Below are 12,713 nucleotides of genomic sequence, written 5' to 3' on the forward strand. Positions count from 1 at the left end.
ACAATGTGACCGGTTTTTGGGAAAATCAATATGTACAGCTTGCCGGTTATTACAGCATTGCGACAATTTGTATCATTATTTGTCTCGCTGTTTTTGAACTCGTCACATCTTACCGGAACTGGGAGGAAATTAAGAATGGCAACATGGCGGTGGCGATGGCAACAGGCGGAAAAATCTTCGGGATTGCCAACGTATTCCGCCACTCCATATTGCATAATGACTCTGTGCTGATGATGGCCGGCTGGGGTGTGTTCGGGTTTGTTTTATTGCTGATCGGGTACTTTATGTTTGAATTTTTAACACCCGGCTTTAATGTCGATAAAGAAATCGAACGAGATAACCGGGCTGTCGGCTTTATTTCTTTCATTATTTCAGCGGGGTTATCCTATATGATAGGCGCCGCGCTTCTATAAACAGAAAAGAGGAACGACACATGGAAACACTGGCAAAAGTACTGCTGGGATGCTGCGCTGCATTTTTGCTGATCGGGATCATTTATATGTTTATAAATTAAAAAGCTGTCTTCTGACGGCTTTTTATTTACTTGTATAATGAACGAGTATTCATTATACTTATGTGTGAGTACGTATTCTTCTGACAAAGGGGTGGATGAAGATGTCTGAAAAACCGTGGCTTGCTCATTATCCGCCGGAAATACCGGTGACGATTGATTACCCGGAACAGCCGCTTCCGCTTTTTTTAACAAAAGCAGCAGCTGAGTACGGAGAGAAAACCGCCATTCATTTCCTCGGCAAAGAACTATCCTACAAAGAGTTGTATGAATCCGCATTAAAGGCAGCCGCCTATTTGAAAAAAATCGGTGTTGAAAAAGGAGACCGGGTGGCGATTATGCTGCCAAACAGTCCGCAGGCAGTCATTAGTTTTTACGGTGCTATGTATGCTGGAGCTGTCGTCGTACAGTTTAACCCGTTATACACAGAACGGGAAATTGAATATCAGCTAAAAGACTGTGGCGCGAAAGTAATTATTGCACTCGACTTATTATATCCACGCATTCAAAAAATCATCAGCAGTACGTTACTTGAACACATTATTGTAACCGCTATCAAAGATTACCTGCCATTTCCAAAAAACATCATTTACCCGTATATACAAAAAAAGCAAACCGGCATCGTTGTGCACATTGAAAATCGGAACAATAATCATCATTTTATAAAGATCATGGAGGAGCCAGCTGCAAAAGAAGAGAAATTGGACATTGATCTTGAAAATGATCCCGCCGTTTTACAATATACAGGTGGCACGACAGGTTTTCCAAAAGGGGTTATGTTAACACATAAAAACCTGGTGGCGAATGCGTCAATGTGCGGTGCATGGATGTATAAATATCGCCCTGGAGAAGAAACACTGCTCGGCATCATTCCTTTTTTTCATGTATACGGCATGACAACGGTCATGATTTTATCGGTCATGCAAGGATATAAAATGCTGCTTCTGCCGAAGTTTGATGCGAAAACGACGCTGAAAACAATCCAAAAACAAAAGCCGACTATTTTCCCTGGGGCACCGACCATTTACATCGCGCTCTTAAATCACCCAGACATGACCAAATACAATTTGTCATCAATCGATGCGTGTATCAGCGGTTCAGCTCCGCTTCCAGTTGATGTCCAGCAAAAGTTTGAAGACATCACCGGCGGAAAGCTTGTGGAAGGATATGGCCTTACGGAAACGTCACCGGTGACACATGCGAACTTCATTTGGGGAGATCGGATAAAGGGAAGTGTTGGGGTTCCATGGCCGGACACAGATGCGGTGATTGTTTCCTTGCAGACGAACGAACCCGTTGAAAAACCAGGGGAACTGGGAGAAATTGCAGTAAAAGGACCGCAAGTAATGAAAGGCTATTGGAACCGCCCGGATGAAACAGATCAGTCGTTCCATAATGGGTGGTTTTTAACCGGAGATATCGGATATATGGATGAAAAGGGGTATTTCTACGTTGTGGACCGGAAAAAGGATATGATCATTGCAGGCGGGTTTAATATTTATCCACGCGATGTCGAGGAAGTTATATACGAACATGAGGCAATCCAGGAAGCGGTTGTTGCAGGTGTACCGGATCCGTACCGTGGTGAAACAGTGAAAGCATATATTGTCCTAAAAGAAGGACATCACGTTAACGAAAAAGAACTGGACAACTATTGCCGGAAACATCTCGCTGCTTACAAAGTTCCACGAATTTATGAATTCCGCGATGAGCTTCCAAAAACAGCTGTCGGGAAAATCTTGCGGCGTTCTTTAATAGAAGAAGAAAAGAAAAAGACAGAAGAGCAGATCGGTTGATTTTTCAGAGCCGCCGACTTGACGAAATCAAAAATTGGCTGTAAGATAAAACCATGAATGAATAGTCATTCATTTATTTCGATCGGGAAGGCGGCTTGTTTACATGAAAAAAAACAAACCAAAATATCATCAAATCATCGATGCCGCTGTTATTGCAATTGCTGAAAACGGCTACCATCAAACGCAAGTGTCCAAAATTGCCCGGCAGGCCGGGGTAGCGGATGGAACGATTTATTTATATTTTAAAAATAAAGAGGATATCCTTATTTCCCTTTTTCAAGAAAAGATGGGGTCATTCGTTGAAAAAACAGGGCAAATCATGAATGAAAAATCAAAAGCTTCGGATCAGCTGCTTCTGCTGGTTGAAAATCATTTTTCTTTTCTATCAGAAGATCGGCATCTCGCCGTTGTAACCCAGCTGGAACTGCGGCAGTCCAATAAAGAGCTTCGCTTGAAAATTAATGAAGTGCTGAAAGAGTACTTGCTGCTAATCGATCGTATTTTACAAGGTGGAATCGACAGCGGAGAGTTCAGAAGCAATTTGAACATTCGTCTTGCCCGGCAAATGATTTTTGGGACGATTGACGAAATGATCACAACATGGGTGATGAACGATCAAAAATATGATCTTGCTGCGTCAGCACCAGAAGTCGCAGATATGCTGTTGAATGGATTTTCAGCCTAAAAAGGAGTGAGAATATGACCTACATATCCGTAACGAAAGAAAAGCATATCGCGGAAATCGTTATCAACCGGCCACCGGCAAATGCGCTTGCCGGTTTGGTCATTTCAGAAATTGAGCAGGCGCTCGATACAATCGAGAATGAGCCGGATATCCGGGTGGTTATTTTATTTGGTGATGGACGTTTTTTCTCTGCGGGCGCCGATATTAAAGAGTTTACCACCATATCAACAGCAAAAGAGTTTTCTAAAGTGGCTGCAAGAGGACAGCGTGTTATGGAACGAATTGAATCATTTCCAAAGCCAGTTATCGCGGCGATCCACGGAGCAGCACTCGGCGGTGGACTGGAACTGGCCATGAGCTGCCATATCCGATATGTCACTGAAAATGCGAAACTTGGTTTGCCGGAACTCCAGCTCGGTATTGTACCGGGCTTTGGGGGATCGCAGCGTCTTACCCGCTATGTCGGTATGGCTAAGGCGGCAGAAATGATGCTGACAAGTGAACCGATATCAGGAAGAGAAGCCGTTCAATGGGGACTTGCCAACGCTGCATTTTCAGAGGAGGAGCTGCTTCCTTCAGCACGAAAACTGGCACAAACCATAGCGGCCAAAAGCCCTGTCAGCGTCAATGCTGTCATTGAATTATTGAATTATGCGAAACATGCCGAATATTATAAAGGCATTGAAAAAGAAGCGGACTATTTTGGAACCGTTTTCTCATCGGATGATGCGAAAGAAGGCATTCAGGCATTTATCGAAAAGCGTCCACCGGAATTTAAAGGCCGCTAATTAATAGGAGGGAATAGGATGAACATTTACGTTTTGTTGAAAAGAACTTTTGACACGGAAGAAAAAATCTCGATTACCGGCGGTCGAATTCAAGATGACGGAGCGGAATTTATTATTAATCCGTACGATGAATATGCCGTTGAAGAAGCGATCCAAATTCGTGATGAAATAGGCGGCGAAGTAACCGTCGTATCAGTCGGCATCGATGAAACGGAAAAACAGCTTCGCACTGCTCTTGCTATGGGAGCGGATAAAGCGGTCTTGATTAACACGGAAGATGACATTGAAGAAGGCGATCAATATACAACAGCACGGATTATAACGGAATATTTGAAAGATAAAGAAGCAGACCTTATTTTAGCCGGGAATGTTGCGATTGACGGAGGGAGCGGCCAGGTTGGACCGCGAGTAGCTGATATGCTTGGCATTCCGTATATAACGACGATCACAAACATTGACATTGACGGAACCGATGTTACTATTACGCGTGATGTTGAAGGGGATTCAGAAAAAATTAAAACGTCGCTGCCATTGCTCATCACGTGTCAACAAGGGTTAAATGAACCGCGTTATCCATCCCTTCCAGGCATTATGAAAGCGAAGAAAAAACCGATGGAAGAATTAGAACTGGATGATCTTGACCTTGAAGAAGAAGATGTTGAAGCTAAAACGAAGACACTGGATATTTTCCTGCCGCCGAATAAAGCAGCAGGCCGTGTTCTTGAAGGGGATATAGCCAATCAGGTACAAGAGCTTATCAGCCTGCTCCGTTCTGAAGCGAAAGTCATTTAAATTCTATTTAACAAAAGGGGGCTTTTTTATGGGGAAAAAAGTATTGGTGTTGGGGGAAGCGCGGGACGGACAACTGCGCAACGTATCGTTTGAGGCGATTGCTGCCGGTAAAAAAGTGGCACAGGGAGGCGAAGTCATCGGCGTGTTAATAGGCGTTTCAGTCGCATCCCTAGCAAATGAACTGATTCAATACGGAGCGGACCGAGTGTTGACCGTTGAAGATGAAAAGCTTGGACAGTATACGTCCGATGGGTTTTCACAGGCATTTATGGCGGTCGTGGAGCAGGAGCAGCCGGAAGGAATTGTTTTCGGTCATACCGCCCTTGGAAAAGATTTATCTCCAAAAATCGCGGCAAAAATCGGAGCTGGTTTAATATCGGATGCCACATTCGTGGGGGAAGAAGACGGGGAAATTGTCTTCACTCGCCCAATCTATTCAGGAAAAGCATTTGAAAAGATCACGGCAAAAGAAGGTGTCGTCTTTTCAACGGTTCGCCCGAATAATATTGAGCCGCTTGAGAAAGATACATCGCGCACTGGTGATGTCTCAGAAATCTCTGTATCTATTACAGATTTACGTACGGTTATTCAGGATGTGGTCCGCAAAGCAGCGGATGGTGTTGATTTATCCGAAGCAAAGGTCATTATCGCCGGTGGACGCGGTGCGAAAAGCGAGGAAGGATTTAAACCGCTTAAAGAACTGGCTGATGTTCTTGGCGGTGCAGTCGGCGCTTCACGTGGTGCATGTGATGCCGACTACTGTGATTACTCCTTGCAAATCGGACAGACGGGTAAAGTGGTTACGCCTGATTTATACATTGCATGCGGTATTTCTGGAGCGATTCAGCATTTAGCAGGCATGTCCAATTCAAAAGTGATTGTCGCCATTAACAAAGATCCTGAAGCCAACATTTTTAATGTCGCCGATTATGGCATTGTCGGTGACTTGTTTGAAGTCGTGCCGATGCTGACGGAGGAATTTAAAAAAATAAAAGCTGCACAGGTTTAAAAAGAAACAGTTTTTGAAACGAGCGTGTAGACAGGTTTGAAAATCCTTGTCTGCACGCTTTTTATGTTTGGAAAACAGGGAACTTACTTGCTGGAATTGGCTATATAGAAAAATTCCTTTTTGCTAGCCATGAATGGGCTTCCTCAAACAGCTAATACTATATAACTAAAACTATAAAATTTCAGAAAAAAATATGTTGCTTTTTAAAAAATACAGGAATATAATCATGACAGAAGCACTATATTATTGTCAGTAAATTCTACGATAATGGCAAACTTATCGAAAGGTAAGGACGCAAAGCTACGGGTCTAAGGCAAATAAAGCTATGATCGCCGGGTTGCCGAAAAGGATTGGATATATGAACAAAGGAGAAAGTTTGCAATTTTTTTGTAACACGATCTCTTCTTCGTATATGCCCACCAATCTTTTTGGTGGGCTTTTTTGCATACAAATGCACGAAGTAGAGAAAAAGTAGTAATTCTACGATAGTGGCAAACTTATCGAAAGGTAAGGACGCAAAGCTACGGGTCTAAGGCTTAAAGCTATGATCGCCGGGTTGCCGAAAAGGATTGGATATATGAACAAAGGAGAAAGTTTGCAGTTTTTTTGCACGATCTCTTCTTCGTATACGCCCATCAATCTTTTTGGTGGGCTTTTTTGCATACAAATGCACGAAGTAGAGAAAAAGTAGTAATTCTACGATAATGGCAAACTTATCGAAAGATAAGGACGCAAAGCTACGGGTCTAAGGCTTAAAGCTATGACCGCCGGGTTGCCGAAAAGGATTGGAATATATGAACAAAGGGAAAGTTTGCAATTTTTTGTAACACGATCTCTTCTTCGTATACGCCCACCATTCTTTTTGGTGGGTTTTTTTCGTCTAAAATGTATAAAATTCAGGAGGAATCGAAATGAGCATTGAACTAAAAAAAGGATTAGATTATCATATTGAATCCATTTTGGAATTAATTGGAGAAGATCCAGCCCGTGAAGGTTTAAAGGAAACACCGAAACGTGTTAAGAAGATGTTGGAAGAGGTATTTTCTGGAGTAGGCATAGCTCCTGAGCAGGCATTAACTACAACGTTCGAAGAGCAATACGAAGGAATGGTAGTAGTGAAAGATATAACATACTATACGTTCTGTGAACACCATCTTGTACCGTTCTTTGGGAAAGCTCATATTGCTTATATTCCGAATGGACGTGTCGTTGGATTAAGTAAATTTGCGCGTCTGGTAGAACTTACATCAAAAAGACCCCAAGTTCAAGAACGTATGACACAGCAAATTGCAGACGCGATCACAAATGTTCTTCAGCCGGATGGGGTAATGGTCACTGTTGAAGGACAGCATCTTTGCATGTGTGCCCGCGGTGTAAAAAAACCAGGCAGTTCCACTGTTACGACGATTAAAAAAGGTGCTTTCAAAGAAGATATCTCATTGGTTCGGGAGTTTGAACAGGCTCTATTAAGAGGTGAATAGGAGGAGATCCAATATGCTTTATCTTTCAAGAAAAATGTTCTTCTCTGCTGTTCATTCTTATCGGATTGACGAGTGGAGTGAGGAAAAAAATAAAACCGTCTTTGGGTTATGCAGCAATCCAAGCGGTCATGGTCATGATTACCGGCTGGAAGTCATGGTGAAAGGAAAACTGGACAAAACATCAGGCATCGTGGTGAACATTACCGATATTGATAAAGTAGTTAAATCATTTGTTCAAGATGAATTAGACGGGAAATTTTTAAATAAAGAACATAAATATTTTCAAGAAAAGATTCCAACGACAGAAGTGATTGTAGATTATATATGGAATTCACTGGATGGGAAGATCGATCATTGCGATCTTCATAAAATTAGACTGTATGAGAACGATTTTCTATATTCAGAAAAGGAGGATGAAGAAGTGGTTCGATTAACGAGAAAATATCACTTTTGCACAGCGCACCGGCTGCACAGCAATCAATTGAGTGATGAAGAAAACATGGAGCTTTTTGGAAAATGCAACAACCCTTATGGGCATGGACATAATTATTACTTGGAAGTAACGGTTAGCGGTAAACCAGATCCGATCACAGGGATGACAGCCAATATTGCCGATATTGACAGCCTTGTTGAGAAAGAGATTATGCAAAAATTTGACCATAAACATTTGAACTTAGATACAGAGGAATTTAAAGAGTTAAATCCCACATCGGAAAATGTCACGGTCGTGATCTGGGACTTATTATCCTCTGAGCTTAAAAATCTCTACAAAATCGGCTTATACGAAACGGAAAAAAACTATTTCGAATATTACGGGCCGGATAAGGAGTAGAAGCGAATGACAAGTGAATTATTGAAAGGGAAAACAGTTGTCATTACAGGTGCCAGCAAAGGGATCGGAAAAGAAACAGCCGAGCTATTGAAAGAGTCTGGTGCAAATTTAGTACTTGGAAGCCGCAGCAGTCAGTTACATGTCGGTGAAAATCTATTGGAAATCCCGCTGGATGTTCAGAGTGAAACATCTGTTAAAGTATTTTTCGAACGGGCGGCCGCACAATTTGGCACGATGGATGTACTAATCAATAGTGCCGGAGTTGGGACATTTGCAAGTGTTATCGATTCCACAACAGATGAATTTGATCAAATGATTGCTGTAAATTTACGCGGGACGTATTTACTGTGCAAGTACTTTGGACAGCATATGGCACAGCAGCAGAAGGGGCATATTTTAAATTTAATCTCGATCGCAGGCACAACTGCCTTGGCGGGGGGAGGAGCCTATTCTGCTTCGAAATTTGGTTTGTACGGGTTAACGAAAGTACTTCAACTAGAATTGCGGCAAAAAGGGGTGCAGGTTACAGCTGTTTTGCCGGGGGCTGTCAGCAGTAGTTTTTGGGATAGCATTGAACCAAAACCAGAGTTATCGAATATGATTCCAACAAAAACAGTTGCACAACATTTATTGAACATCATTACTCAACCGTCTGGCGCCTATGTGGACGAAGTTACTATTATGCCTCCTTTAGGCATTTTGTAAGGAGGGAGGTTATGCTTTGAGACGGTTTATTGAAAAAGTTTTTAAAGATTCTTCCAAAGAACCGAATTTTAGTGCTCCGTCTCTTCCTCCACAATTACCATACCTAGACATTTTTTATATGACAAACAGAGGTTTCCTTGCAAAAAAATTAGGGCAATATGTGGGCTTGCATTCAGATGAGGGAGCGGCACTATTCTATCATTCTTTCTCACAACTCTCTTTCGATGACTCTAATCAAGAAAATCAATATGAATACCTTCTCTATTTAAGTGAACAAATGCTGAAATGGAATAAGTTGAAACACAATATTCCACTTCAAGTGAAAAACTTGGATGTTAATCCGGATATACAAAATGCATTATTAAAAGCGTATGAAATGCACAAAACGGATTTGTTTTCTATGTCTTATGAAGCGGCTGTTCATGACAATAAAGTTGATTCGAACACACAAATGGATCCAAAATGGGTCATTTACAGAGATGTTATTTTCGCAGCCACACAAGAGAAGTTTTTACTTATTTCAGAAGAAGAAGTGAACACCTATCGACAAGGAACGGTCTTTTGTAAAGGAATGATAAAGAATCGTTCCGACATACCTGAGTGCCGAAATTTAGCTAAACAGAGCCTTGAATCAGAGAATGTTAGCAAATCAACTATTATGAGCTGGCTGTTGTTATTGTCGGAAGCAATTACGAATACGATTAAACATGCGGAAGAAGGAAAAATGACGCTGATCAAGGATGAAAAAAATCATGAAATCAGATTTATAATCGAGGATAATGGTCCGGGATTTAATTTAGAGGATTTGCCTCGCACTACTTTGTTAGCCGGATACTCCACGAAAAAGTCGATGGGACAAGGCTTTACACTTATGATGAAAATGTCAAAACAAGTATTATTGTATACCTCTTCCAGAGGATCCACACTCATTTTGACGTTTGATATAAGTAAGGAGAAAGAAGGCGAATTGAATGCGACAGGATGAAAATCAAAAATGTTTATCTACAATGGACAAGACCCTTGTAACGGCTTCTTTAATTGAAGGGTTTTGGGATAGATGGAAAGCACATGGTGTGAAAGAGGCTCATCTGAATAGGATTCGCGAGTCTTTTTTAACGAAAGATAGATGGATGAAGGGCTGGCAGGAGCTTGCAAAACAATCCCTTGCAGACGCGATAGGGGCGGACTTCAAAGAAGAAGCTGAATGCAGTTTTCAAATAGCTGGTCTTTATTATCAGCTGATGTACTGGCTGATACCGGAAAGAAATGAAGAAAAAAGATCATGGCTCCAAGAAAGTTTACATGCCTTTTATCAAGCGGACGAATTATCACCGTATAAAACAGAATATGTTCAATTTGAAATTGAAAAAAAGAAATGTTTTGGAAGAGTACGGGTTCCGCATAGCGCGATTGGTGTGATTATGATTATAAACCCGATCGACTCGGCAAAAGAAGAACTTTATACGTATGAAATGGATTTTTTGAAAAATAATTTCATTACAGTTAGCTTTGATGGACCGGGACAAGGACAAACATACATGGACTGTGGAGTCAGGGGAACAACTGAGCGCTGGCAAATATTCATTGATGCAATAATAGATTACGCTCATACTCAATTTCCACATCTGCCGCTTTATTTATTTGGTACAAGCTCTGGCGCTTCCTGGGCTATTTACGGAAGTTGTAATCCTAAAATAACTAAAGCTGTTGCAGTATCACCTGCATTTGTGAATGAGAAAATACGTTTACCGGATTACTTTATTGAGCGTACAGAGTATATTTTGGAAAAAGGGGAAGGACACATGCTTCCTTCTTTTGAAGGCTTGAGTTTTCGAAACCCTGTGTTATTAGTACATGGAAAACAAGATGTAATGGTGTCCTCCGAGAAAATCTACAAGTTATACGATCAGTTACCAAACGGAAAATACTTTAAGGAATACGAAGAAGAAGGACACTGTTGTAATTATAAACTGCCAGAGATCCGGCAGTTAACAATAAATTGGTTTATGAAAGGTACCGAGGCCCATGACGCTTGATAATTTAAGAATAGTAATTTCTAAGATTTCCAACATTCCTTTAAAAGATGTTCAAGAACATTCTTCGTTTAAAGATGACCTAGGTATTGATTCTCTCCAAATGGTCAATTTAATTCTTGAAGTTCATACAAAATTTGGTGTGGAACTAAATAAAATCCAAAGCAATGATGACCTGGCAACTGTGGGAAGCATGTACAATCTGCTTACACGAGGTTGAGAAATACAGGCACTTTTTATGAACCATCGATGCATAATAAAATTAATAATATATATTTTTGAAAGAGAAACAAAGATAACGGCTGATTAAGATTGTTCTGATCAAAATCGCCATTTTTTAGTCTCTAGCTTAAATGCAATGACACATATGACAGCCGTGTCTCCATAAAGATCTAGCAGCTGTACGGCATAAGTGGTGGAACTATGCCCTTACCGTGTTTTCTAATCGTGCTCGTCTTATTTCTTCGGCTTACAGGTTAAATCGGGTCAGCAAAATCTGTTGATCTCCCTATATTGGGTCATACACTTCTACCTGGCAGAATACGTTGTCCAGCCGAGGAATTTGATTAAATGTCTATTTAAAATATTTATGATGTATTGTTGGTAATATGTATAGTGCTTTAATTAGGGGGATTATAGTGGATACGTTTTATAATTGGGTATTCGATAAGAATAACGATTTAAATAAGATGGCTTTATCTACGATTGATAAAAGCCATACGTATGGTGAATTAAAAAAAGAAGTAGATAAATACAAAGTGTTGTTGAGTGAGCATGGAGATCTAAGAGGGAAAAGGATTGGAATTATTATTCCATCTGTTTTCTATTATTCCTCATTGTTCATGGCGGTTAACATGTTAGGTGGAACGGTCATTCCTATAAATGCTCAACTTAGAAAAGGAGACTTATCTTCCATATTAGAGTTAACTGAACCTCATATAATTTTTACTATAGAAGAAACGAAAGATACTAATTTTAGGGAAGTAGTAAGGAATTGGTCTTTAAGTAGCGGGAAGAAAATCATTATGTATTGTTCTAAGGAATATAAAGTTTGGAATAAAGAAGTACAGGAAGGACTAGAAAGTGAACTCGATGAAGAAAAGATTGATGTGATTGGGTGTTCTTCGGGAAGTACAGGAATTCCTAAAGGAATGATGATAAACATGGAGGCGTGGAGTTACTGGTTGAAGAGAATCACTGAAGGATCTTCTTTATCTGAAGATGATAAAGTTTTTTCTATTATTCCGATTACTGCACCTTATGGAATAACATGGTTGTTTTCTTGTTTGAAAGAAGGATTAAGCCTAGTGATTCCTGAACGATTTGATGTATTTCAGACTGTCATGTACTTAAAAGAAAACCAGTGTAACAAAATTGTAAGTACACCATCTGTATTTAAATCACTTTATATGTTTATTGAAAAGGTGGATAAATCAATTTTCAAAAGTATAAATATGTTGGTATTTGCCGGAGAAGTTATTTCGGAATCTTTTATAAATGATTTAGAAGAACTAAAACAATGTGATTTAATAGGTCTCTACGGTCTTTCAGAACAAGGATTAATAATGTGGTCTCTCGATTTGAAAGAGCCCGGTTGGGAGATTGGACCAGAAGTAGGATTTAAAATGACTGAAGATAATGAATTAGTATTTCATTCTCCTGCTGCTTTGACAGGATACTATCGAAATGAACAACTAACAAAAGAAGTAATGCGAGATGGTTGGTTTTACACAGGGGATTTAGGAGTTATGTTAGATAACGGCAGAATTCAAATTGTTGGTAGAAAAAAGGATATGATTAAAAAGGGTGGACAACAGATTATACCAGGAGAAATCGAAAATTTTTTATTAACCCATAAACACATAAAGCAAGCTGTAATTATAGGAGTTCCTCATGAAATCTTTGGTGAAAAGGTAGTAGCATTTATTGTAGGAGATGCTCAAATAGAAATAAGTGAATTGTATACATTCTGTAAGAGTAGTATGGCTCAGTATAAAGTACCAGATGAAATATATCAATTAAAGGAGTTTCCAATGAATCTTGGAAAAGTAGATAAATTAGCATTGAGAAATATGGGATGA

General features: G+C 40.2%; 13 protein-coding genes and 3 riboswitches. All 13 genes read left to right on the plus strand.

Going from position 1 to position 12,713, the window contains the following annotated elements; all coding sequences use genetic code 11:
• Positions 1–5 precede the first annotated feature (5 nt).
• The 13 genes from BTO28_RS05990 to BTO28_RS06050 all read left to right on the plus strand — a co-directional run bounded on the left by BTO28_RS05990 (position 6) and on the right by BTO28_RS06050 (position 12,713).
• A complete protein-coding gene (locus BTO28_RS05990; RefSeq protein WP_076764628.1) occupies positions 6–413 on the plus strand; it encodes a DUF350 domain-containing protein in 408 nt (135 codons plus the stop codon).
• Between the two features lie 202 nt (positions 414–615).
• Positions 616–2,307, plus strand: a complete 1,692-nt coding sequence (locus BTO28_RS05995; RefSeq protein ID WP_076764629.1) for a long-chain-fatty-acid--CoA ligase — start codon at positions 616–618, stop codon at positions 2,305–2,307.
• Positions 2,308–2,410: 103 nt separating this feature from the next.
• Entirely contained in the window at positions 2,411–2,992 is a 582-nt protein-coding gene (locus BTO28_RS06000; RefSeq protein ID WP_076764630.1) for a TetR/AcrR family transcriptional regulator, read from the plus strand.
• 14 nt (positions 2,993–3,006) lie between these two features.
• Positions 3,007–3,780, plus strand: a complete 774-nt coding sequence (locus BTO28_RS06005) for an enoyl-CoA hydratase (protein ID WP_076764631.1) — start codon at positions 3,007–3,009, stop codon at positions 3,778–3,780.
• An 18-nt stretch (positions 3,781–3,798) separates the two neighbouring features.
• Positions 3,799–4,572 (plus strand): electron transfer flavoprotein subunit beta/FixA family protein, encoded by a 774-nt coding sequence (locus BTO28_RS06010; protein WP_076764632.1) that lies wholly within the window; start codon positions 3,799–3,801, stop codon positions 4,570–4,572.
• 28 nt (positions 4,573–4,600) lie between these two features.
• A complete protein-coding gene (locus tag BTO28_RS06015) occupies positions 4,601–5,581 on the plus strand; it encodes an electron transfer flavoprotein subunit alpha/FixB family protein (RefSeq protein WP_076764633.1) in 981 nt (326 codons plus the stop codon).
• 259 nt (positions 5,582–5,840) lie between these two features.
• A riboswitch (cyclic di-GMP riboswitch) is annotated at positions 5,841–5,926 on the plus strand.
• 135 nt (positions 5,927–6,061) lie between these two features.
• Positions 6,062–6,145: riboswitch (cyclic di-GMP riboswitch) on the plus strand.
• Between the two features lie 132 nt (positions 6,146–6,277).
• A riboswitch (cyclic di-GMP riboswitch) is annotated at positions 6,278–6,361 on the plus strand.
• A 131-nt stretch (positions 6,362–6,492) separates the two neighbouring features.
• Positions 6,493–7,062, plus strand: coding sequence for a GTP cyclohydrolase I FolE (gene folE / locus BTO28_RS06020; RefSeq protein ID WP_076764634.1), 570 nt, complete (start codon positions 6,493–6,495; stop codon positions 7,060–7,062).
• A gap of 13 nt (positions 7,063–7,075) precedes the next feature.
• A complete protein-coding gene (locus BTO28_RS06025) occupies positions 7,076–7,894 on the plus strand; it encodes a 6-carboxytetrahydropterin synthase (RefSeq protein ID WP_076764635.1) in 819 nt (272 codons plus the stop codon).
• Positions 7,895–7,900: 6 nt separating this feature from the next.
• Positions 7,901–8,599, plus strand: coding sequence for an SDR family oxidoreductase (locus BTO28_RS17245; RefSeq protein ID WP_076764636.1), 699 nt, complete (start codon positions 7,901–7,903; stop codon positions 8,597–8,599).
• Between the two features lie 16 nt (positions 8,600–8,615).
• A complete protein-coding gene (locus tag BTO28_RS17250) occupies positions 8,616–9,584 on the plus strand; it encodes an ATP-binding protein (RefSeq protein WP_076764637.1) in 969 nt (322 codons plus the stop codon).
• The gene (locus BTO28_RS06040) at positions 9,571–10,635 is read left to right on the plus strand and encodes an alpha/beta hydrolase (RefSeq protein ID WP_076764638.1); all 1,065 of its coding nucleotides are present in this window, start codon (positions 9,571–9,573) and stop codon (positions 10,633–10,635) included. The genes BTO28_RS17250 and BTO28_RS06040 overlap by 14 nt, the downstream gene beginning before the upstream one ends.
• The gene (locus BTO28_RS06045) at positions 10,625–10,852 is read left to right on the plus strand and encodes an acyl carrier protein (RefSeq protein ID WP_076764639.1); all 228 of its coding nucleotides are present in this window, start codon (positions 10,625–10,627) and stop codon (positions 10,850–10,852) included. Before BTO28_RS06040 ends, BTO28_RS06045 begins: the two co-directional genes overlap by 11 nt.
• A gap of 418 nt (positions 10,853–11,270) precedes the next feature.
• Positions 11,271–12,713, plus strand: coding sequence for a class I adenylate-forming enzyme family protein (locus tag BTO28_RS06050; protein ID WP_076764640.1), 1,443 nt, complete (start codon positions 11,271–11,273; stop codon positions 12,711–12,713).

This window comes from Domibacillus epiphyticus (genome assembly GCF_001975785.1).
Lineage (GTDB): Bacteria > Bacillota > Bacilli > Bacillales > Domibacillaceae > Domibacillus > Domibacillus epiphyticus.

What these genes read in the sequence shown, in the direction of transcription:
- BTO28_RS06045 (WP_076764639.1), top strand. Translation starts at nt 10,625, where the DNA reads ATGACGCTTGATAATTTAAGAATAGTAATTTCTAAGATTTCCAACATT.
- BTO28_RS06005 (WP_076764631.1), top strand. Translation starts at nt 3,007, where the DNA reads ATGACCTACATATCCGTAACGAAAGAAAAGCATATCGCGGAAATCGTT.
- BTO28_RS06000 (WP_076764630.1), top strand. Translation starts at nt 2,411, where the DNA reads ATGAAAAAAAACAAACCAAAATATCATCAAATCATCGATGCCGCTGTT.
- BTO28_RS06010 (WP_076764632.1), top strand. Translation starts at nt 3,799, where the DNA reads ATGAACATTTACGTTTTGTTGAAAAGAACTTTTGACACGGAAGAAAAA.
- BTO28_RS06015 (WP_076764633.1), top strand. Translation starts at nt 4,601, where the DNA reads ATGGGGAAAAAAGTATTGGTGTTGGGGGAAGCGCGGGACGGACAACTG.
- BTO28_RS06040 (WP_076764638.1), top strand. Translation starts at nt 9,571, where the DNA reads ATGCGACAGGATGAAAATCAAAAATGTTTATCTACAATGGACAAGACC.
- BTO28_RS06025 (WP_076764635.1), top strand. Translation starts at nt 7,076, where the DNA reads ATGCTTTATCTTTCAAGAAAAATGTTCTTCTCTGCTGTTCATTCTTAT.
- BTO28_RS05995 (WP_076764629.1), top strand. Translation starts at nt 616, where the DNA reads ATGTCTGAAAAACCGTGGCTTGCTCATTATCCGCCGGAAATACCGGTG.
- BTO28_RS17245 (WP_076764636.1), top strand. Translation starts at nt 7,901, where the DNA reads ATGACAAGTGAATTATTGAAAGGGAAAACAGTTGTCATTACAGGTGCC.
- folE (WP_076764634.1), top strand. Translation starts at nt 6,493, where the DNA reads ATGAGCATTGAACTAAAAAAAGGATTAGATTATCATATTGAATCCATT.